Genomic DNA, 26,031 nt, shown 5'->3' on the forward strand with positions numbered 1-26,031 from the left:
ATCCGTGTGCGCCTGCGCCGAATGCGTGGGCGAGAGGGAACCGGTTGGTGATGGGTAACGTCTAAGAATCATGCGCGACGACAAACTTCTCACCCGTATCTCGGCCCTGCTGCGGCAGGCGGAGAACACCGACAACCCGCACGAGGCGGAGACGTTCATGCAGGCCGCGCAGCGGCTGGCGACGTCGTCGTCGATCGACCTCGCGGTGGCCCGCGCGCACGACCCGGTGGCGCGGAAGAACACCACGCCGATCTCGCGGCAGATCACCATCGGTGAGGCCGGTAAACGCGGTCTGCGCACGTACGTACAGCTGTTCGCGGCGATCGCGCGGGCCAACGACGTGACCGTCGACGTCGCGGGGAACTCGACGTTCGTGCTGGCCTACGGCTTCGAGTCGGACATGGACACGTGTGCGGCGCTGTACTCGTCGTTGGTGGTGCAGATGGTCGCCGCGAGCGATGCCTATCTGCGGTCGGGGGCGTACAAGGGGGAGGAGTTCTCCCGCGTCGTGACCCGCGGATCCGGTTGGCGGGCAAGGAAGGTCGTCGAGACCAAGCCGTTGTCGCCGATCACCGCGCGCCTCAACTTCCAGTCGGCGTTCGCCGAACGCATCGGGACCCGGCTGGCCGAGGCGCGGACGGCGGCGCGGGAAGAGGTGTTGAACGCGCAGCCCGACGACGACACCGCGTCGGCGGCCGGGCGCAGCGAGACCGCGCTGGTGTTGCGCAACAAGGAGATCGAGGTCGCCGACTACTACAAGTCCGAGTCCACCGCACGCGGTACCTGGCGGCCGACGACGGCGTCGGCCGGCTACTCCGAGGCGGCTCGGCGGGCCGGCGATCGGGCGGGTCGTCGTGCCAAGATCGGTGCGGATCGGGAGTTCGGCGCGGCGCGCGGTGCCCTGGAGGGGTGACTGCGTGTACTCAACCGGTGTCCGCGGTGCGGGGAGGTGCATCCGGATCGTGCTTGACCACCCACGATTCGGGGGCGGCCAGCGGCCGCGTCACGCCGAGGTACGTCCGCATCCACACGCCGACGTGGTTCTGCAGGGTCAGCAACGTGTAGAGGACGATCGTGACCACCACGATGCCGTAGGCGTAGAAGAACAGCCAGCTGATCGCGACGAACACGATGCCGAGAGTGCCGAAGTGGTGGGTGGTTTCGCGCAGGATGTGCGGCAGGAAGATGCGGCTGCCCACCAGGTAGACGGTGACGAGAATGCCGGTGACCCCGCCGTACACCCACAGCAGGCGCATCGGCACCTGCGACGAGACGAGCACCCGCGGCAGCACCGCCCACAGCGTCGTCCAGATGACGAAGGTGGCGAGGACCTCGAGGCTCACGCCCAGCGCGGCGTAGTCGCCGGTCTTGACACCGAAGATGCTCAGCCCGTGCAGCTGGGCGGCGAAGCCTTGCGCCGCGACGGCGACCGGCACCAGGAAGATCACCACCACCCAACGCCACCAGCCGGACATCGGCAGCTTGGTGAGGTGCCAGATGGTGACGTACATGCGGCCCAGGGCCCGCGACAGCGACGTCGCGCCGGCGATCGTCATCAGCGCGCCGATGATGCCGTAGATGGTCAGCGATTCCGGTGCCGGCGCCGACATCAGGTCGCTGTCGGCGGGGTTGATGCCCAGTCCGGTCAGGGCGCGGGTCATCCACGTGTTGTGCGGCAGCGCGGTCAGCAGCATGACGATCGGCAGGATCGAGGTGAAGGCCTGCGCGGCGAGGGTCATCGCGCGATCGGTGACGTCGTTGACGAGGAAGTCACGCAGCACCCGCATCATCAGATGCGCGCCGGGCAGTTCGAGGGCGCGGTCGGCCATGGCCATGCCACGCGCGCGAGCCCGAGTCGTGATGTCGTTCAGTGTGCTCACCCGGTCGAGCTCCTTCCCACGGTCACATCCCCGTGGGACGGTCGCCGGTCAGATGGTAATGCCCGCGACCTGCCGACGTTGCCATGACGCCACGCGACACCGCTCGGAGCCGTGTCTACGCGGCGGAACGATTGGTGTTCGGCATGTTCGAGCGCGCCGAGGGGAACCGGACGGTGCAGTTGGCGGGCACGGAACTGACGCTGCCGCCGGAGGCGCGATTTGCGTCGGTGGAGTCGGTGCGCGACTACCTCTCCCGGGTCACCGCGATGGCGTCGGTGCATTCGCGGTTTCCGCGGGCCGTCGAACCCGTGGTGGTGCGGCAGCGGAAAGGGCATCGGTCGGCGGAGTACCGGTCACGGGCCGGGGAGGTGGCCGAGATCGCGATCCCGTCGTCGGGGGAGGGTCGGTGGGCGTTGCGTGAGCTGGTGGTTCTGCACGAATTCGCACACCACCTCGACGAGCCCGGCGGGCCGGCGCACGGGCGGGAGTTCGTCGTCTGCCTGATCGACCTGGTCGGTCTCGTGCTGGGGCCGGAGGCGGAACTGGTTTATCGTGTCATCTTCAGCGACAGTGGCGTCGAGCCCTGAGTGCTGCGTGGACGGGGTGAATCGTCGTGGTCGAACCGCCAGAGGGCAGTGATGAACAGCAGCCGTCGGATGCCGATTCCGCCGACGCCGAACCGAGCCGGTATCGGCCGACGTCGGCGCAGTGGACGGTGGCCGGTGCGATCGTCGCGTTCGGGGTGGGATTTGGGTTGTATCACTTCCTCAAGGACAGCGGTCTGGGGCAGTCGGCGGCGCTCTACGTCGGTATCCCCATCGTGTTGGCGGTCATCCTGACCCTGAGTTCACCCGCCCGCAAGCCGGCAGGCATGGCTCTCAAGGTGACGACAATTCTGCTGTTGCTGTCCATCCCGGTACTCGGAGAAGGCGCCTGCTGTGTGTTGCTCGCGGCGCCGATCTTCTACCTGTTCGTCTATGTCGGCGTGACCGTGGTGGCCCGAGCCCGTGAGCGACGACAACCCGGGCCTGCAGCGTTCGTCCTGCCCGCACTGCTCGTGCTGATGGCGTTGGAGGGGACCGCGTCGTGGCTGACGGTGCCCGGCGATGCGACGGTGTCGGCGAGTCGGGTCGTCGACCTGCCCGCCGACCGGGTCGGTGCTGCGCTGGCCGCGCCCTTGCGGTTTGATTCCGTTGCCCCGGGCGGTGTGTTGGCGATCGGGTTCCCGGCGCCGGTCGCCGATTCCGGTGGCGGCCTCGAGGTCGGCGCGCAGCGGGTGATCCGGTTCTCCGGCGCGCACCATCGACATGGGCCGATGGCACAACATCATTGGGGCACCGTCGGGTCCGCGCTGACGCTGGCCGTGAGTGCCCGCACCCCGACGTCGGTCACGTTCACACCTGTCGGCGACACGACACCCATCGCGACGTGGCTGCGCTGGCGGCAGATCCGAGTCAGTTGGGAAGCGGCGGACGCCGGGCACACGCGGGTGCGGTGGGAACTCGGATACACCCGGTTGCTCTCGCCCGCATGGTATTTCGATCCGATCGAGCGTGTGGTCACGTCGCGGGCCGCCGACTATCTGATTCGCACCGTGGATGTGTCTGGTGCGCAGCGGGATTCGATGTCCCATGCGGGGCACTCGTGAGTGCGGTGCCGACGCTGGGATCGTGGCTCGACGTCGCGGCCATCCGTGCGTTGGTGGTGATGGTCCCGGTGATCGTCGCGGCGCTGCTGTGGTGGGCGGTACCCGATGTGCGACGTCGCGGGGCCGCGGTGCTGGCGTTGCTGTGGAATCTGATCGGATTGACGACGGTGAATGCGGTGGCCGTCGCCGCCGGGTGGTGGTCGTTCGGGACCAGTGGGGCAACACTGTTCGGGTTGCCGGTCGATGTGGTGCTCGGCTGGGCGGTGCTGTGGTCGCTCGTTCCGGTACTCGCGGCGCGGTGGGTGCCGACCCTGTATGCGGTGATCGGACTCGTGGTGCTCGATCTGTTCGTGATGCCGATGCTGGCGCCCGCAGTGCGGTTGGCGCCGCAGTGGTGGATCGGCGAGGTGCTTGCCGTCGGTGCATGTTTGATCCCGGGGATGCTGCTGGCCTGGATGACGACGGATCGACGGTGGTTGCGGGTCCGAGTGGCGATGCAGGTGGTCCTGTTTGCGGCGTTGTTGCTGGTGGCGATTCCGGCGGTGGCGATCGAGTTGGCGGGGCGGTCTTTCGCGCAGGTGTGGTCTGGCGTTGGTGGGGCGGTCGACGTCGTCGTCGTGCAGCTGATCGGTCTGGTGGCGCTGGTGGCATTGGTGGCGGTCATGGAGTTCGCGCGACACGGTGGCACGCCGTATCCGTGGGACCCGCCGTCGCGGCTGGTCACCTCCGGGCCGTACGCGTACGTCGCGAACCCGATGCAGTTGTGCGGCACGGTGATTCTGCTGTTGCTCGCGTGGATGCTGTGGCTGCCGGCGTTGGCCGGGGCCGCGGTGGTGGCGGCGGCGTTCTCGTCGGGGCTCGCCGCGTACGTCGAAAATGATTCGCTGGGAACGCGATTCGGTGACTCCTGGGCGGCATACCGGAAGCAGGTGCGTGCATGGTGGCCGCGGTGGCGGCCGATCGAATCGGAGGTCCCTCGCCGGGTGTACCTCGCCCGCGGGTGCGACCCGTGCAGTGACCTGGCCGCGTGGATCGTCGAGCGGCGTCCGATCGGGCTGGAGGTGCTCGATGCCGAGGACTATGGGAAGCCGTTGCGGCGCATGCGGTATGAGTCATCGGTGATTCGGTACGACGGAGTGCGTGCGTTCGGGATGGCGGTCACGCACCTGAATCTGGTGTGGGCCGTCGTTGGGTGGATTGTCGCACTGCCGGGTATTGGGCATGCGCTGCAGGTGCTCGTGGATGCGGCTGGGGGTGGACCATGGGAGGTGGTGCGTGAGGCCGGCTGACGCCGGGAGTTGCGTTGACAGCGCCCCAAATTTCATTGACGGCGCCCGTGGCTGTGGGGTGACGTCGATTTTTCGAGGATGGACGGGCGCCGTCAATGAAATTTGAGGCGCTGTCAACGCTTTTGGGGCGCGCTATCTGGGTACGGCGGAATGCCGACGCTGTGGGTGATTACCAGGCGCCGCCGGAGCAGAAGGTGAGGTAGCTGGGGTGGTGCGGGTCGAGGACCAGGCGCTGGCGACGGCCGCGGGCCTTGATGAGGTCGGGCACCACGGTCAGGTACCGCGGGAAGCTGGCGGCATAGACGTCGACGCGTAGACGGTGACCGGGTTCGAGGACGGCGTCGGTCGGGACGAGGTCGACATCGATGCGCACTGGTTCGTCGGCGGGGACCGGCAGCTTGCGCTTGCGGGACAGATAATGGTGCGCCGAGAGCAGGCTGCCGTCGGACGCGTACTTCGACGACGACGGGTCCAGCGCCCGGTTCGATGACGACAGCGCGCCGTTGGTGAGCACCGTCGACGTGCCGTCGGGGGCGACGTCGTTCACGGTGACCGCCCAGATCGCCTCGTGCGCGGTGGTCGCCACGTTGAGGCGCAGATTCATGGCGCCGCTGATGGTGGTGGACTCGGTGACCGGCTCGGTGGTGAACGAGAGGCCGCCGCGCTCCTGGAAACGGGCATCACTGGTGAAGGCCCGGCCGAGGACCATCGCGCCGCCGGCGGTCACCTGGGTCATGTCCCGCGACATGGCACCGCGGATGTCGGCGCGGACGTCCAGTGACGAGAGCCTGTCGACCGGCTCGGTGGTCAGCGAGCCGTCATGTACACAGTGCTCGGCGCTGCCCGACGACACGTCGTTGAGGTAGAGCCGCTGCGGGTGCACACCGGGACGCGGGAAACTCGGCCCCGACGTCCACGCACCGCCCTGCTGCAGCATGGTCACCGGGCCGTAGTACTCGACACCGTTGCGATGTCCCTTGAGCCAGCGGTCGAACCAGGCGCGTTCGAGCACGTCGAGTCGCGGCGGCGCGAACTTGCCGCCGTACCCGGAGCCGACGTCGAAGTGGTAGCCGTCGCCGACGACCATCTGCTTGCGGCCCGGTTCCATCTGCAGCCGCTCGTAGACGCCGGTGGCGCTGCGGCCGAACAGGTCGTGCCAGGCGCCGACGGTGAATGTCGGGACCTCGATCTGGTCGACCAGCGGGTCGCGCTCATCGAAGTAGGGGTCGTCGAAGATGCGGTCGTCGCGGGCGGTGAGGAAGCCCCACAGCAGCGACGGGATCTCGGTGGCCGGCGACTTGACGCGGTCCACCATCCAGCGCAGGGCGTCGCCGCTGGCGACGTCGCGGACCACGTTGGCCGGATTGGGCACCCACTTGAGCAGGTTGACCACCGACAGCCACGCCGGGATGAACGCGGACGGCATGCCGCCGGTGATGTAGATGTCGCGGACGATGTCGTCGCAGCCCTCGACGGCGAAGACCGCCTTGAGTGCGGGTGGGCGCTTGTCGGCGGCCTGTAGCGAGTTGATCGCCGAGTACGACCAGCCGGCCAGGCCGACCGCGCCGTTGCACCACTCCTGCTCGGCGACCCACTCGATGATCTCCACCGAGTCCTGCTGCTCCCGGCCGCCCAGAATCTGCCATTTGCCCTGGCTGGCGCCGGTGCCGCGGACGTCGACGATGACCTGGGTGTAGCCGCTGCGCACCAGGTTGCGGTTGATGCCGAAGACGTCGAATACGCCGCCGGCCAGCGTCTGGGTCAGCGTGGTGAGACCTTCGAGCGCGGTTCCGGTGCCGTCGATCGATCGCGACGCAGACGCCAGCGCCTTGCCGAGCACCGGGGCGTGGAGGGTCTGGTCGAGGAAGTCGATGGCCGCCCGGTTGTACGGGTTGATGTTGACGACGGTGGGGTAGGGGGTGAGGACGGTCTGACCGAACCGGTTGGCGGGGCGGATCACGGTGGCCCGCAGTCGCACGCCGTCGCTCATCGTCAGGGTGACGTCGCGGTCGATGGAAACGCGCGGATACAGCTGCTTGCCGTCGACCTGTTCACGCCAGCGGATGGCGTCGGCGCCGCCGGTGGGATCCCCGAGGGGAAGCGCGCCGAACTTCGGCGCGGAGATCGGTCGTGCAACACGCTCACGTCGTGGCTGTCGTGCGGCCCCACCTGCAGTAGCGTCCAACTGGTACGTCACGGTGCATCACCCTGCCTCCGGCGTCTGCACCACCGCACTTGCGAGGGCACCAACGCCGACTCGTCACCCGGCACTGTCGTGTCGGAGCGGGTGACGCAACGCACCTTGTGGCGTTCATCACCCGCCTGACGACGATAGCTGAGCGCAGATTGCGGATTGCTAACTAGGGGGGCTCGGTTTGGACATACTCTCGTAACCCCAGCGCAATGCGAGCCGCCGCTTCCAGCACCATCCAGCCCGACAACTGCACCGACAGATCCCGCTCGGGCAGCTCCGAGGACGACACCGCACCCCCGATGAACTGCGCTTTTGCTCCGGAATCGCGGGGCGTCGCAGCGGGCGCGTGCCAGTCTGCGGAGAACACCGGACCCGCTGCGGTCTCGGCCCGGGTGTCCCACGCCGCCTGTGCGCTCGTGACCACCAGACGTGCCGCCCGACGCCGTAGGTCATCGGAACCGTCGACGCCGGCGGGCAGATCGGTCGCGATCAACGCCAGGTAGCGGGCCAGCACCCCCATGAACAGGCCGCCATCGCCCCCGCCGGCGCCGGGGACGACGCCGTCGGGACACAACCGGGACTCCACCGCGGTCAGTAGTCGGTCGATGCGCTCGGCGTGCACCGCCTCTCCGGTGCGTCGCAGCAGTTCGAGTTCGGTGCCCAAGACAACGCCCTGGCAGTAGGTGTAGATCGCGGTCACCCGCTCGGCCGGCGCGTCAGGTGCCCGGGGTTTGACTCCGTCGATGACCAGGTGCGACGTCGGGTCGATCAGCGTCGCGTCGAGCCAGTCGGCCATCGCCGCAGCCCGCTCGACGTGTCCCGTGCGGGCGAGCAGGATCGCCGCCGGACCGTTGGCCGGGGCGTTGAAGAACAGGTCGGCCTTGCGCCACGGAATGCCGCCACCCAGCTGTGGCACCCAGGCGTCGAGCATCTGACCGGTCAGCGCGTGCTGTGCCCGAGCGTGTTCGAGGCCCAGGTGCCGGTCGGCGCGCTCGACGGCCAGTCCGAGCCACGCCATGTCGTCGTAGTAGCTGTTCGTCCAGCGGCCCAGATTGCGCAGGTGGATGCCCCGGAGGAGTCGTCGGACGACGTCGGTGATGGCCGTATCGGGACGGTTGATCCCGGCGTCGACGAGCACGTCGACCAGATGCGCGTGCCACCAGTAGTGCCACATGCCGAACCGGCCGATGATCGGTCGTGACGGCCAGGACACCGCCGCGAGCCGGGTGCCCGGCAACCACAGCATCCGATGCAGATGCCGGTCGACGATTGCGCGCGCCGCGGCGGCCGCCCGGTCGTTCGCGATCATCGCTGCAGGTCGCGATTTGGATTGCTCACCCACGGTCCGGTACATTAACTCCTCGGTGTGACACACAACCGTGTGTCGTATCGGTTCGACCAGAGACCGTCGGTCGTCGGGAGTCATCCCGATCGAAGGTCCTCCACCATACCGGTGACGGTGTGCGGAGGCGGCCCACGCAGGGAGAACGAGGTTGATCGGTCGCGTCCGCGCGACACTTCACGCCCCGTGCCTTTCTGTGTGCCGGGGCGTTTGTCATTTCTGATGACGTTCGCTCCTCTCGGTTGTGGTCGGATACGACCAACTCCAGTGATGAGAGAGGAGGCGAAGTATGGCCAAGTCCGACAAGGTCGCCGCAGTTGCGGAGATCTCGGAGCAATTCAAGGGCTCCACGGCAGCGGTCGTCACGGAATACCGTGGCCTGTCTGTCAAGCAGATCTCCGAATTGCGACGTTCCCTCGGTGAGGGTGCAACCTACTCCGTCGCCAAGAACACCCTGGTGAAGCGTGCCGCCGTTGAGGCGGGCGTGGAGGGGCTCGACGAGCTGTTCACCGGTCCTACCGCGATTGCCTTCATCGAAGGCGAGCCGGTGGTGGCCGCGAAGGCGATCAAGAACTTCGCCAAGGACAACAAAGCTCTCGTGGTCAAGGGCGGGTACATGGACGGCCGCGCGCTGTCCGTGTCCGAGATCGAACAGATCGCCGACCTGGAGACCCGTGAGGTTTTGCTGGCCAAGCTCGCCGGTGCCATGAAGGGCAACTTGGCAAAGGCTGCCGGTCTGTTCAATCAGCCGGCCTCGCAGGTGGCGCGTCTCGCCGCGGCCCTGCAGGAAAAGAAGAACGAAGCCGGCGAATAAGCCGCACAAGCTATCCCCTCTTGCGGGGATGCACGATTACCCCCGCAAGGGGACTACAGGAAGGACGCCACCATGGCGAAGCTCACCGCTGACGAGCTCATCGATCAGTTCAAGGAACTGACCCTGCTGGAGCTCAGCGATTTCGTGAAGAAGTTCGAAGAGGTCTTCGAGGTCACCGCTGCCGCTCCGGTCGCCGTCGCCGCTGCCGGTGCTCCGGCTGCTGCCGGCGCCGAGGCTGCTGCCGAGCAGGACGAGTTCGACGTCGTGCTCGAGGGTGCCGGCGACAAGAAGATCCAGGTCATCAAGGTCGTTCGTGAGATCGTCTCCGGCCTGGGCCTCAAGGAAGCCAAGGACCTCGTCGAGGGTGCTCCGAAGCCGATCCTGGAGAAGGTCGACAAGGAAGCCGCTGAGGCTGCCAAGGCCAAGCTCGAAGAGGCCGGCGCTTCGGTGTCCGTCAAGTAAGACGCTTCTGGTTACGAGCCCTTCGAGGCTCGTCGCTAGCGCTCCTCGCACCTCAGGGATCGGGGGGACTCGGCTAGCGCACCTCAGGGATCGGGGAAGTTGCGCGTCACAATGGCCCGTGGGTACAGCCCACGGGCCATTGTCGTGTCTCCGGGAGGTGTGATCGAGGGTGCACTTTGCTTTGTCGGTGGCATGGGATACGCTCATCCGCGCGAACAAGTTACCGGCGAGTAAGCCGGTTCTGGCGGGACCGCAGCTCGGGGGAGCGGGTCAACCGTCCAGAACCACGGCGTCGCTGTATGTGGTTGTGGGTGGTGGTCGGTTAGAGTGACCCCAACCACAATGTCGCCAAGTTCGTGTGTGGTCGCACCGACCGCCGCAGGGGGGGCAGCGAATGTCTGGGAGGATGCCGTGGGTGTTGAGGTCAGCGTCGAGAACCTGACGAAGTCGTTCGGGTCGCAGAACATTTGGCGGGACGTCTCGTTGACGTTGCCGGCGGGGGAAGTGTCTGCACTGCTGGGTCCGTCGGGTACCGGTAAGTCGGTGTTCCTGAAGACCCTGATCGGGTTGCTGCATCCGGAGCAGGGGTCGGTGATCATCGACGGCACCGACATCACGCAGTGTTCGGCCAAGGAGCTCTACGAGATCCGCAAGCTGTTCGGTGTGCTGTTCCAGGACGGCGCGCTGTTCGGCTCGATGTCGCTGTACGACAACATCGCGTTCCCGCTTCGTGAGCACACGAAGAAGAAGGAGAACGAGGTCCGCGACATCGTGATGGAAAAGATCGACCTGGTCGGTCTGGCCGGTGCCGAGGACAAACTCCCGGGCGAGATCTCCGGCGGTATGCGCAAGCGCGCCGGTCTGGCGCGGGCCCTGGTGCTCGACCCGCAGATCATCCTGTGCGACGAGCCGGACTCGGGTCTGGACCCGGTGCGTACCGCCTACATCAGCCAGTTGCTGATCGACATCAACGCGCAGATCGACGCGACGATCCTGATCGTGACGCACAACATCAACATCGCCCGGACCATCCCCGATAACATCGGCATGCTCTTCCGCAAGGAACTGGTCATGTACGGGCCGCGCGAGCAGCTGCTGACGTCCGAGCAGCCGGTGGTCAAGCAGTTCCTCTCCGGTGACCGGTTCGGTCCGATCGGTATGTCGGAGGAGAAGGACGAGGCCGTTGCCGCGCAGGAGGCGGCGATGCAGGCCGCGGGTATCTCCGGTGGTGGTACCAAGGACGACTTCTCCGAGATCATCCCGCAGGTTCAGCCGAACCCGGGTATGCCCGAACGCAAGGCCATCGCCCGGCATCGCGAACGTGTCCTGGAACTGCTGCCGAGCCTGCCGGAGAACGCCCAGCGCGCAATCCGAGAGTCCATGGAAGAGGAAGACCGCATCCGCGCCGAAGCCCAGGAAGCGGTCAACAACGGGTCGGTCCCCGGCCAGGACGATCAGAACTACGACGATCAGAACTACTCCGACCAGCAACAGGGTGAGTGGTCGAACGCCGAACAGCACAACATCACCCCCGCCGACGACTTCGCCGGCAGTGACACACCCACTCAGAGCTGGGAAGTGCCCGACGGCGACACCCAGCCGATCCAGTCCGGCCAGCAGCAATACAACGACACACGGAGCCGCCGAGGATGAGCAGTGCCACCACGCGTGGCGTTGACCGGATCGCGCAGGCCGGAACGGGTGCACTGGCCCAGACCGGCAATATCGTGCAGCTGTTCGTCGATGTCGCACGCCAGTCGTTTGTGCGCCCGTTCCAGTTACGGGAGTTCATCCAACAAGCCTGGTTCATCGCGAGCGTCACGATCCTGCCGACAGCACTGATCGCGATCCCGTTCGGCGCCATCGTCTCCCTGCAGACCGGCTCGCTGATCAAGCAACTCGGCGCCGAGTCGTACACCGGTGCGGCCAGCGTTCTGGTCGTCATCCAGCAGGGATCACCGCTGGTCACGTCGCTCCTCATCGCCGGTGCGGCCGGGTCGGCGGTCGCCGCCGACCTCGGCTCCCGCACCATCCGCGAGGAGATCGACGCGATGGAGGTGCTCGGCATCAACCCCATCCAGCGGCTCGTCGTGCCACGCGTGCTGGCAATGGTGCTGGTCGCGATGCTGCTCAACGGCCTGGTCGCCGTCGTCGGCATCGGTGGTGGCTACTTCTTCAACGTCGTCGTGCAGGGCGGCACGCCGGGCGCCTACCTGGCGTCGTTCGGTGCGCTCGCCCAGCTACCCGACCTCTACGTCTCCACGTTCAAGGCCGCCATCTTCGGTGTGCTCGCCGGCGTGGTGGCCGCCTACAAGGGCCTCAACCCGAAGGGCGGGCCGAAGGGCGTGGGTGACGCGGTCAACCAGAGCGTCGTCATCACGTTCCTGCTGCTGTTCTTGGCCAACCTGATCATCACCGCGGTCTACCTGCAGATCGTTCCGCCGAAGGGGAGTTAGCTTGTCCGAGGGTGGAGTGACGATCGCGAAGTCGCGTCCCGAGTACTATTGGTACGAGGTGCGCAAATGGGCGGGCAAACCGCTCAAGGTGCTCGACGGTGCCGGCGAACAGATGTCCTTCTACGGACGTACGCTCGGCTGGATTCCGCGGACCCTCGTGCACTACACCCGTGAGGTGCTGCGGCTGCTCGCCGAGGTCGCCTTCGGGTCCGGCGGACTCGCGGTCATCGGCGGCACGGTCGGCGTGATGATTTTGATGTCCGGGTTCACCGGCGTCGTCGTCGGACTGCAGGGGTATTCGGCGCTCGACCAGATCGGCTCCCAGGCACTGACCGGCTTCCTCTCCGCCTACGTCAACACCCGAGAGGTCGCGCCGCTGGTCGCGGGGCTCGCGCTGTCGGCGACGGTCGGCTGTGGCTTCACCGCCCAGCTCGGCGCCATGCGCATCTCCGAAGAGATCGACGCCCTGGAATCGATGGCCGTGCCGTCGATCCCGTTCCTGGTCAGCACCCGTGTGATCGCCGGCTTCATCGCCGTCATCCCGCTGTACGTCCTCGGACTGCTCTCGGCCTACCTCGCCTCCCGGGTGATCACCACCGTGTTCAACGGGCAGTCGGGCGGCTCCTACGACCACTACTTCAACCTGTTCCTGCCACCCGCCGACGTGCTGTGGTCGTTCGGCAAGGTGCTGGTCTTCGCGTTCGTCATCATCCTGGTGCACTGCTACTACGGCTACTACGCGTCCGGCGGACCGGCCGGTGTCGGCGTGGCCGTGGGACACGCCGTACGTGCCGCACTCGTTCTCATCGCCGTCCTCGACTTCTTCCTCGGCCTCGCGATCTGGGGGACCACCACCACTGTCAGAGTGGGGGGCTGAGTCGATGACGGTCCTGCGCCGCCGGCTCCTCGGCCTGGCGTTCTTCCTGGTGGTCGCGCTGTTCCTGGCGGTGACCGTGATGAAGTTCAACGACGACTTCACCAGCTTCACCGACGTGACCCTCAAGACCGACTCCACCGGCAACGCGCTGCCCGAGAACGCCGACGTCAAGGCTCGTGGCGTCATCGTCGGGCAGGTCCGGGATGTGGCGCCCGCGCCCGACGGCACGGTTGCGGTCACCCTGGGCCTGAGTCCCGACATGGCCGATCAGCTGCCGGTCTCGACGACGGCCCGCATCCTGCCGAAGACCCTGTTCGGTGAACGTTATGTCGCGCTGCAGGTCCCCGAGGACACCTCGGGTCCGACGCTGTCGACCGGCGACACCATCCAGACCGACCAGAGCGGCAACGCTCGCGAGGTGCAGGATCTGTTCGACGACCTGCTGCCCGTCCTGAAGGCGATCCCGCCGCAGGATCTCAACGTCACCCTGACGTCGCTGTCGCAGGCGCTGTCGGGTCGCGGCGACCAGCTCGGCGTCACCTTCGACGAGCTCAACACCATCTTCGGCCGGGTCACCGACAACATGCCCGCCCTCGAGGGCACGCTGCGCGGACTGGCCAGCTTCTCGCAGACCTACTCGCAGGCGCTGCCCGACGTCATCGACGCCCTCGACAACCTGCGCGTCACCGGCAACACCCTCGTCGAGCGGCAGGCCGACCTGCGGACCCTGATCTCGACGGTCGGTGTCGCCACGACCGACCTGACCGCGTTCCTGCAGCAGAACGGCACCAACCTCATCGACCTCGCCGTCGACTCGGAGCCGTACCTGGTGGGTCTGGCCAAGCAGTCACCCACCTTCACCTGCACGTTCAAGAACTTCGCGGCGCTGATCCCGGAATCGCGGGTGATCGTCGGTGAGGGCACCAAGAACCCCGGCGTGCACGTGAACCTCTCGTTCGCCAACCCGCGCGGTCGCTATCTGCCCAACCAGGACGAGCCGCGGCTCTTCGACACCGATCCGCCCGCGGTCTGCTACGAACCGGCCACCAACGGCCGTCCCTTCCCGCAGTACCCCGGTGGCAGCTTGGCCGACGGGTCGTATCAGCCGCCGTCGCGCAACCCCGGTCCGCGGACCATGCCGACGCTGCCGCAACCGCAGTTCTCGGCGACCCCGGCAGGCACGATCCGGCCCAACGCATTCGACGATCCGGATTACGTGAAGCAGCTGAAGGTCATCTACGGCGCCCCGACCGGCGTCGACCCGGAAAAGGTGCCGACCTGGGTCGCCATGATCGGCGGCGCATCGCTACAGGGAGCGCAGGTCACCATCCGATGAAATCCATCACCGGACCGCTGATCAAACTCATCACGTTCGCGGTCATCACCGTGGTCGCGACGAGCCTGCTCGCGCTGACGATCGCCAACGCGGGCGGCGACGGTGAAAGCGACTACCAGGCGGTGTTCTCCGACGCCGCGCTGCTCAACAAGGGCGACGACGTCCGCATCGCGGGTGTGCGCGTCGGGCAGGTCACCGACGTCGCGGTCTATGACCGCAGTCAGGCGATGGTCAAGTTCAACATCGACCGCGACCAGCTGCCGCAGGGCACCCAGCTCTACATCCGCTACCGCAACCTCACCGGTTTGCGCTACCTGGCGCTCGAACGCGGTGCCGGCGACCCGACCAAGACGGTGAACACCGGCTACACCTTCGGCACCAATCCGCAGGACCCGGACACCCATCCGGCGGTCAACCTCACCGAGTTGTTCAACGGGTTCAAGCCGCTGTTCCGGCAGCTCTCCGCCGAGGACGTCAACACGCTGTCCGAAGAGATCATCAAGGTCTTCCAGGGGGAGAGCGGTACCGTCTCGCAACTGGTCAGCAGCACCGCCGACCTGACCAACGCGATCGCCGACCGCGACGCGGTGATCGGGGAACTCATCACCAACCTGTCCACCGTGCTCGACACCGTCAACAAGCACGACGACCAGTTCACCTCGCTGCTCGACAACACCGAACAACTGGTGACCGGGCTGGCCGCGCAACGCGGATCGGTGGGCTCGGCGATCACCTCGGTGTCCAAGCTGACGACGGTGACTGCGTCGATCCTCGGTCCGACCCGCCCGGCCATCCAAGGCGACATCGCCGGGCTGAAGGCAGTGAGCGACCAGATCAACGCCCGCGATGCGGACGTCGAGCAGATCCTGACCAACCTGCCGATCAAGCTGCAGAAGATCGGCCGGGCCGCGTCGTTCGGTTCGTGGTTCCAGTTCTATCTGTGCGGCATCGACGTCGTCGCCGGTAACGGCAAATCGACGCTGCTGACGCAGCCGCTGATCCCGCTACCCGACATCAACCACGTGCTCTACACCAGTGCGGCCACCCGCTGCTGGAAAGACGAAAGGCCGGGTGGCTGACCAGTGGCTGACGATAACGATTCCCGGCGCGACGACGCGTCGGAGCAGGCGCCGCCGAAACCGGCACATCCGAGCCGCCGGTTCGCCGGCCGCCGGAGTCCGGTCAGCATCGGTGCGATCGGCATCCTGGTGATCTTGATGTTGGCGGTGTCGTCGTTCTATCTGACCTCGCTGCCGCTGATCGGTGCCGCCGCGCGCTACACCGCGAAGTTCACCGAGGCCGCCGGACTGAAGCCGGGCGCCGAGGTACGGGTGGCCGGGGTGAAGGTCGGCGCGGTCGACGCGGTCGAGCTCGACGGCGACCGCGTGGACGTCAAGTTCCGCGTCACCAACACCTGGATCGGTGACCAGACGCAGGCGTCGATCCAGATCAAGACGATCCTCGGCCAGAAGTACCTGGCGCTCAACCCGCGTGGCAGCCAGCCCGCGGACCCAGATGTGCCACTCACCGACACCGTCTCGCCCTACGACGTCATCGAGGCGTTCTCCGACGCCTCCACCCAGATCGAGGACCTCAACACCGATCAGCTCGCCACGTCGTTACGGACCCTGTCCGACGCGTTCTCCGGCACCGCGGGCGACATGGGACCGGCGCTCGACGGCATCACCCGGCTCTCGGCGACGATCGCCAGCCGCGACCAGGAGGTCCAGCATCTCCTCGACGCGACCAAGACGACGTCGAAGATCCTCGCCGACCGCAACCAGGAGTTCGTGCGGCTGATCGCCGGGGCGGGACAGCTGCTCGACGAACTCAACAACCGCCAGCAGAGCATCTCGCAACTGCTCGCCAGCACGACGACCCTCTCGACGGCGCTGACCGGCATCGTCCGCGACAACGAAGAGCAGATCGGGCCCGCGCTCGACTCACTCAAGGGTGTGACGACGCTGCTGACCAAGCAGAACGAGAACCTGCGTCAGACCATCACCTACATGGCGCCGTTCTACCGTCTCTACGCCAACGTCCTCGGTAACGGCCGCTGGTTCGAGAACGTGGTGACCAACCTGCTGCCGCCGGCGCTGCCGCAGCAGAACACCACTCGGCCGCCCAACATGAAGAAGCAACTCAACATCGGCGGAACGGAGGCCGGCGGATGACCACCGCACCCGACCTCACCCAGACCTCCGGCCCCGGCCGCTGGTTCACGCCGCGGCACATCGTGCTGCTGGTGATCGGCCTGATCCTCGCGCTGATCCTGGCCGCAGCCCTCTGGTGGGCCTTCTCCTTCGTCGGCACCACCAAGATCACTGCGACCTTCGCGCGCAGCGTCGGCATCTACGAAGGCTCCGACGTGCGGGTCCTCGGGGTGGCGGTCGGCAAGGTCGACTCGATCACCCCGCAGGGCGAGAACGTCAAGGTGACGATGACCGTCGACCGGGGTATCGACCTGCCCGCCGACGTGCGGGCCGTGCAGATCATCCCGTCCGTCGTCGCCGACCGGTACGTTCAGCTGACCCCGGCTTACTCCGGTGGACCCAAGGCGCCGCGCGACATCACGCTCTCGAAGGACCAGACGATGGTTCCGGTCGAGGTCGACCAGATCTACGCGAGCGTGCAGAAGCTGTCGACGGCACTCGGACCCGAGGGCGCCAACGCCGACGGCGCGGTCAGCGATGTCATCACCACCGGCGCTGACAACCTCCGCGGCAACGGGGCGAAGCTCGGCACGACGATCGAGCAGCTCTCCAAGGCTGCGACGACCCTGTCGGACTCCCGCGGTAACCTCGTCGACACCATCAAGAACCTCAACGTGTTCGTCGGCGCACTACGGGAGAACGACGCGCAGGTGCGGCAGTTCAACACCCAGATGGCGTCGTTCAACCAGTTCTTGGCAGGTGAACGCACCCAGCTGGCGACCGCGCTGAACAAACTGTCGTTCGCGCTCGGTGACGTCGCGACCTTCGTCGAGGACAACCGCGACCAGATCGGGCAGACCGTCAAGGACCTGCAGCCGACGACCCAGGCGTTGCTGGACAACAAGAATCACCTCAAGGAGATCCTGACCGTCCTGCCGGTGACCATCAACAACCTGATCAACGCCTACGACGCGGAGTCGGGCACGCTCGCGATGCACCTGACGATCCCCGATCTGCAGGATCTGATCGGTGCGCAGTGTCGTCTGCTCGATCTCGGGAAGTTGCTGCCGGGTAATCCGGCGGCCAAGCAGTTCAGCACCACGCTGAGTCCGCTGATCACCCGTTGCGAGGACATCGGCCAGCAGATCCAGCAGGGTGTGCTCGAACCGGTGTTGCCGGTGCTGCCGTTCGGCATCATGAGCAACAACAAGCTGCAGAAGTATCCGGCGCCGGGCACCAACCCGGGCAACCCGGATCCGAACCTGCAGGTCGGTCCGACGCCGACGCCGAAACCCTCCCAACCGCCGACGGGTGGTAACTGACGATGGGTAACTTCCTGTCCCGCAGGTCGATTCGAGTCTTGCTTGCGGGTGGCATGGTGGCCGCGGTGCTGGCGGTCGCCGGGTGTGGCAGCAACGGCATCCAGTCGATCCCGCTGCCCGGCGGCGTCGACACCGGCGATAATGCACGCACGTACCAGATTCAGTTCGAGGACGTCCTCGATCTGGTGCCGCAGTCGATGGTCAAGAAGGACGGCATCCCGGTCGGCCGCGTCGAGTCGGTCGAGGTGCCGCAGGGGCAGTGGTTCGCGCAGGTCAAGATCAAGGTGCAGAACGAGATCGACCTGTCCGACAAGGCCGGTGCCGCGGTGCAGCAGACCTCGCTGCTCGGCGAGAAGTTCGTCGCACTGACCGAACCGCCGAACAGTCAGTCCCTGCCGCGGCAGAACCCAGCCGAACCGATCCCGGTCTCGCGCACCCGCACCGCCACCGACATCGAGCAGGTCCTCGGCGCACTGTCGATGCTGCTCAACGGCGGCGGACTCAACCAGCTCCAGCCGATCGTCACCGAGTTGAACAAGGCGCTCGCCGGATCGACCGACGAGCCATGCGAGGTGGCGCCGAAGGGCACCGACTGCCCGGTGGTCCGGAGCCTGCTCGAGAACTCGTCGCAGCTGATCACCCAGCTCAACCGGCAGCGCGACGACATCATCAACGCGATCGACGGGCTGGCGAAGTTGTCCACTCGCGCCGCGGATCAGAAGACGCAGATCGAACGCATCCTGAAGGAGTTGCCGGCCGGTGTGGCGGTGCTCGAAGAGCAGCGACCGCAATTCGTCGACCTGCTGACCAAGCTCGACACGCTGGGACAGGTCGGCACCGACGTGCTCACCAAGTCCCGCGACGCGCTGATCACCGACCTCAAGGCGCTGCGTCCGGTGCTGGCACAGCTGGCCAAGGCCACCCCGGACCTGATCACGGCCGCGCCGCTGATGCTGACGATCCCGTTCCCGGACTGGATTCTGCCTGCGGTGCATGGTGATTCGACGAACCTGTTCATGACGCTGGACCTGCGGGTGCTCAACCAGCTCGAGGCGCTCGGCGTCGGGCAGGGGACACCGCGGTACTCGCCGCCGGCCCGTAAATACGTGCCCGTCGACCCGCAGAACCCGTACATCGGCAGCAACGGTCCGCGCTACGGCTGGCCGACCATCACCCTGCTGCCGCCGGCGCCGAACTCGCGGCCGGGGCCGAATACGCCGCCGTCGGGTGGCACATATCCGATGAATCCGGCCGCCGGCAGCACCAGGGCACCGGCGTCGGCGACGGCCAAACCCTCGGCGACCAAACCCGAGCAAGGCCAGTACACGCTGATGCCGCCGCCCAAGCCGGGGCAGACGTTCCTGGACGGACCCATGAGCATGATCGGAGCGCGCTGATGTTGACGAAGACCGCGCGTATCCAGCTGATCGTGTTCATCATCGTCGGGGTGCTCGCCATCGTGTACGTCGGCGCGAAGTACGCCCGCCTCGACAAACTGTTCGGCTTGAACCAGTACACGGTGACCGCACAGTTCGACGACACGTCGGGCGGCATCTTCACCAACGCCGAGGTCACCTATCAGGGTGTGCCGGTGGGTCGGGTCGGCAAGATGACGCTGACCAAGACCGGCGTCGACGTGGCGCTCGACCTCAACTCGTCGGGGCCGCAGATCCCGTCGTCGGCCACCGCGGTGGTCGCCAACCGGTCGGCGATCGGCGAGCAGTTCGTCGATCTGCAGCCGACGTCGTCGGCGGGCCCGTACCTGTCGAACGGGTCGGTCATCACCAAGACATCGGTGCCGCCGCCGCTGGAGGACGTGGTGTCGTCGGCGATCGACTTCACCTCGTCGATCCCGATCGACGACCTGAACACGGTGGTCACCGAACTGGGTAAGGCGTTCAACGGACAGGCCGACAACCTCACCCGACTGATCGACTCGCTGTCGAAGCTGTCGCGAGCCGGGTACGACAATCTCGGCCAGACGATCTCGCTGCTGCAGAACTCCGACGTCGTGCTCTCCACGCAGGCCGAGCAGTCCGACGAGATCCTGACCTGGTCGCGGAATCTGGACGTGGTGACCGCGACGCTGGCGTCGTCGGACCCGGATCTGCGTCGGCTCCTGACCACCGGTACCGCGTCGGCCACCCAGATCTCGGCGTTACTTGATCAGAGTGGCGGCGACATCTCGAAGGTCGTCGGGCAACTCGCCGAGGTGGCGCGCACCATCCAGCCGGCCGGATATGCCACGTCTGCGACGTTCGCGATGCTGTCGGCGCTCTCGGCAGGTAGTGCTTCGCCGGCACCGGGGGATGGACAGATCCACTTCGGCATCGTGCTCGAGACCAACAACCCGCCTGCCTGTACCCGCGGCTACGAGTCGACGAACGAGATGATCCGCAAGATGAAGCGGGAGAACCCCAGCTTCGACATCAACTACGACGACTTCCCGTTCAACACGCAGGCGCAGTGCACGGTGCCGGTGGGTAACCCGACGAGTGTGCGCGGTGCGAAACGCGCGGAACTCGCGAACCCGGCATACCCGCAGCCGTGGGACAACACCCCGAAAAAGGACCCGGACAAGTTGAACCTGAATCCCCTCGCACGTCAGATGGCCTTCCTGTTGGGAGTGCGTCCTAAGTGATCTCGAGTGATCTGACGATTTGGGTTCTTCTCAGTGGCGACCGATACAGTGACGGCCGATGACGAGTAGTAACACTTCCGCAGCCAGTTCCACCGGCCGCGTGGTTGCCAGCGTGCTCGCGGTTCTCGCCGTGATCGTGGCCGCGGTGTGCGCGGTCTGGTTCGGCTACCGCGGGTATCAGGCGTACTTCGTGGACAAGCCGATCCAGTCGACGCGCGATGGCGCGGTCGCCGGGGCCGAGCAGGCGATCATCAACGTCACCACGGTCGACCCGAAGAACACCGCCGACTGGAAGCGCCGCGTCGACGCATCGCTGACCGGCAAGGCGAAGGACCAGATCAGCCAGCAGGACGTTACCAACCTCAACTCGATGATCACCGAGGCCGGACCGCAGGCCGCGTCGCTGACCTCACGACTCGTGCGCAGCGCACCGACCGAGGTCAACGCCGACGACGAGAAGGCCAAGGTGCTCGTGTTCGTCGCCGCGACGTCGAAGCGGGAGAACGAGGCCGGCGTCACCCGCACGATGGGCTTCTCGGTATCGATGACCAAGGTCGGCGACGACTGGAAGGCCGAGGACATCGCACCGCTCGACGCGATGAGCTTCGACCAGTCGGTCGCCGAGTCGTCCACTGCGCCGAGCGCCGGGGGAGGGAACTGATGGCCGCCAACGCTCGACCGCCGCGTCGGAAATCCTCGCGTCCCGTCACCCGCCGCGTCGCGGGGCGTCCCCACCCCGGCGCCCCCGTCGACGGCGCCCCCGATCCCGTCGACGGCGCCCCCGATCCCGTCGACAGCGCCCAAGATCCCGTCGACAGCGCCCAGGATCGCGTTGACAGCGCCCCCGATCGCGTTGACAGCGCCCCCGATCGCGTTGACGGCGCCCAGGATCGCGTCGACAGCGCCCCCGATCCCGTCGACGGCGCCCGAGATTCTGTCGATAGCGCCCAGTCGACTGGAAACGATGCCCACTCGACGGACGTGATCCAGCCGGACGTCCAGACCGATCCGGTTGAGACCGACGTGGTCCAGACCGATGTGGTTGAGACGGACACGGTTGAGACGGGCGAGACAGCCGTCGACATGACGAAGCCGACGGGCAAGACACGCCCGGTGGCGCGGGTGTCGACACTGCGGCCGGGCAACGAGGCGCCAGCCCAGTCCGCTGCGGGGGGAGCGTCGAAGATCGACACGGCCGGCAAACCCGGCCGTTCCTGGTCCGGCTTCGGCAACACGACGCTCTACGTGCTCGGCGGCGTGGCCGCGGTCCTGGCGCTGTTCGCGCTGATCGCGGGCCTGCATCCGGGTGCCAAGATCGGGCCGAACAAGGCGTTCATCGATCAGGCGGGCACCACCGAGTTGACGTCGCAGGCGTCGACGAAGCTGTGTCAGGCCAACTCCGCGGACGCCACCACCGAGCAGAACTTCGACGCGTGGTCGGGCAAGACCAAGACCGTGCTGACCGGCAAGGCCCTCGAACAGTTCAACGAGCTGATCAAGGCGCAGAAGGATGCGCTGACGCAGGCCAAGGCGAAGAACGACTGCAGGATGGATGCGCTCGGGGTGCAGAACATGTCGGGCTCCGACGACGGCGCGACCGCCCAGCTCGTCGCGACGATGATCGTGTCGGGCTCGCAGAACGGCATCGCCACCCAGTCGATCTCGCCGCGCTATCAGGTGAACATGGTCAAGCACGGGGATCAGTGGCTCATCGCCGAGGTCCTCGACCTCTGACGCCCTCGCGGGCCCAACTACCTCGATAAATCGGGCCGGCCGACCACTTGGTTTCATCAGCACCGCGAATATCAGAGAAAATCGCGCGTAGCGCTTGACGAAACCGCCTCGGCGGGCCAGTCTGTGACCAACGATCGACGCGAAGGCAGCCACCAGCGCGAAATCGTTTCAGACGTGACTTGACAAAGTGCGTCTACTTTCTGCTACAGTTGGACGTTGCGCTGGCTGCCTCCTGTCCATCTTCCGATCCTTCCTCAAGCCACCTTTGCTTTGTGTGTGCTCGTGGGTGATCTCCGGATTCAGGTGTCACCAGCGAACGGCCCATCAAGCCACACCGAGCTAGGTAGAACACTTCGTGTTGGAAGGACGCATCTTGGCACTCGACCGCCAGTCCACCTCAACCATTCCGGGCGCGCCTCATCGCGCGTCTTTTGCAAAGATCAGCGAGCCGCTGGAGGTCCCAGGCCTCCTCGATCTGCAACTCGATTCATTCGAGTGGCTCGTCGGGTCTCCCGAGTGGCGAGCCAAGGCCATCGCCCGCGGTGACGACAACCCGACCGGCGGCCTCGAGGACATCCTCCACGAACTGTCCCCCATTGAGGACTTCTCCGGTTCGATGTCGCTCTCGTTCTCTGATCCGCACTTCGACGAGGTCAAGGCCTCCGTCGATGAGTGCAAGGACAAGGACATGACCTACGCGGCGCCGTTGTTCGTCACCGCGGAGTTCATCAACAACAACACCGGTGAGATCAAGTCGCAGACCGTTTTCATGGGCGACTTCCCGATCATGACCGACAAGGGCAGCTTCATCATCAACGGCACCGAGCGTGTCGTGGTGAGCCAGCTGGTCCGTAGCCCCGGCGTCTACTTCGACTCCAACATCGACAAGACCACCGAGAAGACCCTGCACACCGTCAAGGTCATCCCGGGTCGTGGCGCATGGCTGGAGTTCGACGTCGACAAGCGCGACACCGTCGGCGTGCGCATCGACCGCAAGCGTCGCCAGTCGGTCACCGTGCTGCTCAAGGCGCTCGGCATGACCGGCGAGGAGATCACCGAGCGTTTCGGCTTCTCCGAGATCATGATGTCGACCCTGGAGAAGGACACCACCGCCAACCAGGACGAGGCGCTGCTCGAGGTCTACCGCAAGCTGCGTCCGGGTGAGCCGCCGACCAAGGAGTCCGCGGAGAACCTCCTGGAGAACCTGTTCTTCAAGGACAAGCGCTACGACCTGGCCCGCGTCGGCCGCTACAAGGTCAACAAGAAGCTCGGCCTGACCGCCAACCCGATGGTCGGTGAGTCGACCCTCACCCGGGAAGACATCGTCGCGACCGTCGAGTACCTGGTGCGTCTGCACGAGGCCGACCCGCACACCATCACCTACATGACCGTCCCCGGTGGCGTCGAGGTGCCCGTCGAGGTCGACGACATCGACCACTTCGGCAACCGTCGCCTGCGGACCGTCGGCGAGCTGATCCAGAACCAGATCCGCGTCGGTCTCTCGCGTATGGAGCGTGTCGTGCGTGAGCGCATGACCACCCAGGACGTCGAGGCGATCACCCCGCAGACCCTGATCAACATCCGTCCCGTCGTGGCGGCGATCAAGGAGTTCTTCGGAACGTCGCAGCTCTCGCAGTTCATGGACCAGAACAACCCGCTGTCGGGTCTGACCCACAAGCGTCGTCTGTCGGCGCTGGGCCCGGGTGGTCTGTCGCGTGAGCGCGCCGGCCTCGAGGTCCGTGACGTCCACCCGTCGCACTACGGCCGCATGTGCCCGATCGAGACCCCTGAGGGTCCGAACATCGGTCTGATCGGTTCGCTCTCGGTGTACGCGCGGGTCAACCCGTTCGGCTTCATCGAGACCCCGTACCGCAAGGTCACCGACGGTGTCGTCACCGACGACATCAAGTACCTGACCGCCGACGAGGAGGATCGCTACCTCATCGGCCAGGCCAACACCAACTACGACGGTGCCGGTCACATCACCGATACCCGCGTCCTGGTCCGGAAGAAGGGCTCGGAGGTCGAGTTCGTCGGCGCCAACGAGGTCGAGTACCTCGACGTCTCGCCGCGTCAGATGGTGTCGGTCGCGACCGCGATGATCCCGTTCCTCGAGCACGACGACGCCAACCGCGCCCTGATGGGTGCGAACATGCAGCGTCAGGCCGTGCCGCTGGTGCGCAACGAGTCGCCGCTGGTCGGTACCGGCATGGAGCTGCGTGCCGCCGTCGACGCCGGTGACGTGGTCGTCTCCGGCAAGACCGGTGTGGTCGAGGAAGTGTCCGCCGACTACATCACCGTGATGGCCGACGACGGCACCCGCGATACCTACCGGATGCGCAAGTTCGCGCGTTCCAACCACGGCACCTGCGCCAACCAACGTCCCATCGTGGACGAGGGTCAGCGCGTGGAGACCGGCCAGGTCCTCGCCGACGGCCCCTGCACCGAGAACGGTGAGATGGCGCTCGGCAAGAACCTCCTGGTCGCGATCATGCCGTGGGAGGGCCACAACTACGAGGACGCGATCATCTTGAGCCAGCGGCTCGTGGAGGAGGACGTGCTCACCTCGATCCACATCGAGGAGCACGAGATCGACGCCCGCGACACCAAGCTCGGTGCCGAGGAGATCACCCGGGACATCCCGAACGTCTCCGACGAGGTGCTCGCCGATCTCGACGAGCGCGGCATCGTCCGCATCGGTGCCGAGGTCCGCGACGGCGACATCCTGGTCGGCAAGGTCACCCCGAAGGGCGAGACCGAGCTGACCCCGGAAGAGCGTCTGCTCCGCGCGATCTTCGGTGAGAAGGCCCGCGAAGTTCGCGACACCTCCCTCAAGGTGCCCCACGGTGAGACCGGCAAGGTCATCGGCGTCCGCGTCTTCAGCCGCGACGACGACGACGATCTCGCCCCCGGTGTCAACGAGCTGGTCCGCGTCTACGTGGCCCAGAAGCGCAAGATCCAGGACGGCGACAAGCTGGCCGGCCGCCACGGCAACAAGGGCGTCATCGGCAAGATCCTGCCTGCCGAGGACATGCCGTTCCTGCCGGACGGCACCCCGGTCGACATCATCCTGAACACCCACGGTGTGCCGCGTCGTATGAACATCGGCCAGATCCTGGAGACCCACCTCGGGTGGATCGCCAAGACCGGCTGGAACATCAACGTGGCCAGCGGTGTCCCGGACTGGGCGTCGAAGCTGCCCGAGGACATGTACTCGGCGGAGCCCGACACCAACACGGCGACCCCGGTCTTCGACGGCGCGCGGGAAGAGGAGCTGACCGGACTGCTGTCCTCGACGCTGCCCAACCGCGACGGCGAGGTCATGGTCAATGGCGACGGCAAGGCGACCTTGTTCGACGGTCGTTCCGGCGAGCCGTTCCCGTACCCGGTCTCGGTCGGCTACATGTACATCATCAAGCTGCACCACCTGGTCGACGACAAGATCCACGCGCGTTCGACCGGTCCGTACTCGATGATCACACAGCAGCCGCTCGGCGGTAAGGCGCAGTTCGGTGGACAGCGCTTCGGTGAGATGGAGTGCTGGGCCATGCAGGCCTACGGCGCCGCCTACACCCTGCAGGAGCTGCTGACCATCAAGTCGGACGACGTGGTCGGCCGCGTGAAGGTCTACGAGGCGATCGTCAAGGGCGAGAACATCCCGGAGCCGGGTATCCCCGAGTCGTTCAAGGTGCTCCTCAAGGAACTCCAGTCGCTGTGCCTCAACGTGGAGGTGCTGTCGTCCGACGGTGCTGCCATCGAGATGCGCGACACCGACGACGAGGACCTCGAGCGGGCTGCCGCGAACCTGGGTATCAACCTGTCGCGCAACGAGTCGGCCACGGTCGACGACCTCGCCAACTGACCCTCACCGACCAGACACCAG

Annotated in this window: 21 protein-coding genes; 18 read left to right on the forward strand and 3 right to left on the reverse strand. The window is 66.3% G+C overall.

All coding sequences use genetic code 11. From position 1 onward, the window contains the following. Positions 1 to 70 precede the first annotated feature (70 nt). Positions 71 to 913 (forward strand): DUF2786 domain-containing protein, encoded by an 843-nt coding sequence (locus AAFP30_RS16420; RefSeq protein ID WP_419231026.1) that lies wholly within the window; start codon positions 71 to 73, stop codon positions 911 to 913. 10 nt (positions 914 to 923) lie between these two features. Here the strand turns inward: AAFP30_RS16420 and AAFP30_RS16425 are convergent, their stop codons facing one another. After that, complete coding sequence (locus AAFP30_RS16425; RefSeq protein WP_419231027.1) at positions 924 to 1,880, reverse strand: hypothetical protein; 957 nt, start codon at positions 1,878 to 1,880, stop codon at positions 924 to 926. Between the two features lie 83 nt (positions 1,881 to 1,963). Here AAFP30_RS16425 and AAFP30_RS16430 point away from each other — a divergent pair, with 83 nt between their 5' ends. From AAFP30_RS16430 to AAFP30_RS16440, 3 genes are read left to right on the forward strand one after another with little or no spacing between them, the layout of a single operon-like run. After that, positions 1,964 to 2,467, forward strand: a complete 504-nt coding sequence (locus AAFP30_RS16430; RefSeq protein ID WP_419231028.1) for a TIGR04338 family metallohydrolase — start codon at positions 1,964 to 1,966, stop codon at positions 2,465 to 2,467. 26 nt (positions 2,468 to 2,493) lie between these two features. After that, complete coding sequence (locus tag AAFP30_RS16435) at positions 2,494 to 3,528, forward strand: hypothetical protein (protein ID WP_419231029.1); 1,035 nt, start codon at positions 2,494 to 2,496, stop codon at positions 3,526 to 3,528. Further along, a complete protein-coding gene (locus AAFP30_RS16440; RefSeq protein ID WP_419231030.1) occupies positions 3,525 to 4,817 on the forward strand; it encodes a methyltransferase family protein in 1,293 nt (430 codons plus the stop codon). Before AAFP30_RS16435 ends, AAFP30_RS16440 begins: the two co-directional genes overlap by 4 nt. Positions 4,818 to 4,986: 169 nt before the next feature. On the opposite strand, the gene AAFP30_RS16445 is transcribed toward AAFP30_RS16440, so the two are convergent. Together AAFP30_RS16445 and AAFP30_RS16450 are read right to left on the reverse strand one after the other, a co-directional pair. Continuing rightward, complete coding sequence (locus tag AAFP30_RS16445) at positions 4,987 to 7,014, reverse strand: CocE/NonD family hydrolase (protein ID WP_419231031.1); 2,028 nt, start codon at positions 7,012 to 7,014, stop codon at positions 4,987 to 4,989. Between the two features lie 163 nt (positions 7,015 to 7,177). Next, positions 7,178 to 8,353 carry a glycoside hydrolase family 76 protein gene (locus tag AAFP30_RS16450; RefSeq protein WP_419231032.1) on the reverse strand — a complete coding sequence of 392 codons (1,176 nt, stop codon included), beginning with the start codon at positions 8,351 to 8,353 and terminating at the stop codon, positions 7,178 to 7,180. Positions 8,354 to 8,642: 289 nt separating this feature from the next. On the opposite strand from AAFP30_RS16450, the gene rplJ reads away from it, so the two are divergent. The 14 genes from rplJ (at position 8,643) to AAFP30_RS16520 (ending at position 26,010) form a co-directional block, all read left to right on the forward strand. Beyond that, a complete protein-coding gene (gene rplJ, locus AAFP30_RS16455) occupies positions 8,643 to 9,167 on the forward strand; it encodes a 50S ribosomal protein L10 (protein WP_419231033.1) in 525 nt (174 codons plus the stop codon). 72 nt (positions 9,168 to 9,239) lie between these two features. Continuing rightward, a complete protein-coding gene (gene rplL, locus AAFP30_RS16460) occupies positions 9,240 to 9,629 on the forward strand; it encodes a 50S ribosomal protein L7/L12 (RefSeq protein WP_419231034.1) in 390 nt (129 codons plus the stop codon). Positions 9,630 to 10,040: 411 nt separating this feature from the next. Continuing rightward, positions 10,041 to 11,282, forward strand: coding sequence for an ABC transporter ATP-binding protein (locus AAFP30_RS16465; RefSeq protein ID WP_419231035.1), 1,242 nt, complete (start codon positions 10,041 to 10,043; stop codon positions 11,280 to 11,282). Beyond that, positions 11,279 to 12,085, forward strand: coding sequence for an MlaE family ABC transporter permease (locus AAFP30_RS16470; RefSeq protein ID WP_419231036.1), 807 nt, complete (start codon positions 11,279 to 11,281; stop codon positions 12,083 to 12,085). The genes AAFP30_RS16465 and AAFP30_RS16470 overlap by 4 nt, the downstream gene beginning before the upstream one ends. 1 nt (position 12,086) lies before the next feature. Beyond that, complete coding sequence (locus tag AAFP30_RS16475) at positions 12,087 to 12,962, forward strand: MlaE family ABC transporter permease (RefSeq protein WP_419231037.1); 876 nt, start codon at positions 12,087 to 12,089, stop codon at positions 12,960 to 12,962. Between the two features lie 4 nt (positions 12,963 to 12,966). Next, positions 12,967 to 14,298, forward strand: a complete 1,332-nt coding sequence (locus tag AAFP30_RS16480) for an MCE family protein (RefSeq protein ID WP_419231038.1) — start codon at positions 12,967 to 12,969, stop codon at positions 14,296 to 14,298. Beyond that, on the forward strand, positions 14,295 to 15,377 hold the full coding sequence (locus tag AAFP30_RS16485; RefSeq protein ID WP_419231039.1) for an MCE family protein: 1,083 nt from the start codon (positions 14,295 to 14,297) through the stop codon (positions 15,375 to 15,377). Before AAFP30_RS16480 ends, AAFP30_RS16485 begins: the two co-directional genes overlap by 4 nt. Positions 15,378 to 15,380: 3 nt before the next feature. Then, positions 15,381 to 16,472, forward strand: coding sequence for an MCE family protein (locus tag AAFP30_RS16490; RefSeq protein ID WP_419231040.1), 1,092 nt, complete (start codon positions 15,381 to 15,383; stop codon positions 16,470 to 16,472). Then, positions 16,469 to 17,773: an MCE family protein gene (locus AAFP30_RS16495; RefSeq protein ID WP_419231041.1), complete on the forward strand. Its 1,305-nt coding sequence runs from the start codon at positions 16,469 to 16,471 to the stop codon at positions 17,771 to 17,773. The genes AAFP30_RS16490 and AAFP30_RS16495 overlap by 4 nt, the downstream gene beginning before the upstream one ends. Positions 17,774 to 17,826: 53 nt before the next feature. After that, positions 17,827 to 19,170: an MCE family protein gene (locus tag AAFP30_RS16500; protein WP_419231252.1), complete on the forward strand. Its 1,344-nt coding sequence runs from the start codon at positions 17,827 to 17,829 to the stop codon at positions 19,168 to 19,170. Continuing rightward, the gene (locus tag AAFP30_RS16505) at positions 19,170 to 20,414 is read left to right on the forward strand and encodes an MCE family protein (protein WP_419231042.1); all 1,245 of its coding nucleotides are present in this window, start codon (positions 19,170 to 19,172) and stop codon (positions 20,412 to 20,414) included. The genes AAFP30_RS16500 and AAFP30_RS16505 overlap by 1 nt, the downstream gene beginning before the upstream one ends. A 58-nt stretch (positions 20,415 to 20,472) precedes the next feature. Then, positions 20,473 to 21,075: a hypothetical protein gene (locus AAFP30_RS16510; protein ID WP_419231043.1), complete on the forward strand. Its 603-nt coding sequence runs from the start codon at positions 20,473 to 20,475 to the stop codon at positions 21,073 to 21,075. Further along, positions 21,075 to 22,148: a hypothetical protein gene (locus AAFP30_RS16515; protein ID WP_419231044.1), complete on the forward strand. Its 1,074-nt coding sequence runs from the start codon at positions 21,075 to 21,077 to the stop codon at positions 22,146 to 22,148. The genes AAFP30_RS16510 and AAFP30_RS16515 overlap by 1 nt, the downstream gene beginning before the upstream one ends. Positions 22,149 to 22,521: 373 nt before the next feature. Then, complete coding sequence (locus AAFP30_RS16520; RefSeq protein ID WP_419231045.1) at positions 22,522 to 26,010, forward strand: DNA-directed RNA polymerase subunit beta; 3,489 nt, start codon at positions 22,522 to 22,524, stop codon at positions 26,008 to 26,010. Positions 26,011 to 26,031: the final 21 nt, after the last annotated feature.

This window comes from Gordonia sp. CPCC 205515 (genome assembly GCF_048537925.1).
In the GTDB taxonomy this organism is placed as follows: Bacteria; Actinomycetota; Actinomycetes; order Mycobacteriales; family Mycobacteriaceae; genus Gordonia.

Coding starts and splice junctions, on each gene's coding strand:
- AAFP30_RS16420 (WP_419231026.1), top strand. CDS start 71: ATGCGCGACGACAAACTTCTCACCCGTATCTCGGCCCTGCTGCGGCAG.
- AAFP30_RS16430 (WP_419231028.1), top strand. CDS start 1,964: ATGACGCCACGCGACACCGCTCGGAGCCGTGTCTACGCGGCGGAACGA.
- rplJ (WP_419231033.1), top strand. CDS start 8,643: ATGGCCAAGTCCGACAAGGTCGCCGCAGTTGCGGAGATCTCGGAGCAA.
- rplL (WP_419231034.1), top strand. CDS start 9,240: ATGGCGAAGCTCACCGCTGACGAGCTCATCGATCAGTTCAAGGAACTG.
- AAFP30_RS16470 (WP_419231036.1), top strand. CDS start 11,279: ATGAGCAGTGCCACCACGCGTGGCGTTGACCGGATCGCGCAGGCCGGA.
- AAFP30_RS16480 (WP_419231038.1), top strand. CDS start 12,967: ATGACGGTCCTGCGCCGCCGGCTCCTCGGCCTGGCGTTCTTCCTGGTG.
- AAFP30_RS16485 (WP_419231039.1), top strand. CDS start 14,295: ATGAAATCCATCACCGGACCGCTGATCAAACTCATCACGTTCGCGGTC.
- AAFP30_RS16495 (WP_419231041.1), top strand. CDS start 16,469: ATGACCACCGCACCCGACCTCACCCAGACCTCCGGCCCCGGCCGCTGG.
- AAFP30_RS16500 (WP_419231252.1), top strand. CDS start 17,827: ATGGTGGCCGCGGTGCTGGCGGTCGCCGGGTGTGGCAGCAACGGCATC.
- AAFP30_RS16505 (WP_419231042.1), top strand. CDS start 19,170: ATGTTGACGAAGACCGCGCGTATCCAGCTGATCGTGTTCATCATCGTC.
- AAFP30_RS16510 (WP_419231043.1), top strand. CDS start 20,473: ATGACGAGTAGTAACACTTCCGCAGCCAGTTCCACCGGCCGCGTGGTT.
- AAFP30_RS16515 (WP_419231044.1), top strand. CDS start 21,075: ATGGCCGCCAACGCTCGACCGCCGCGTCGGAAATCCTCGCGTCCCGTC.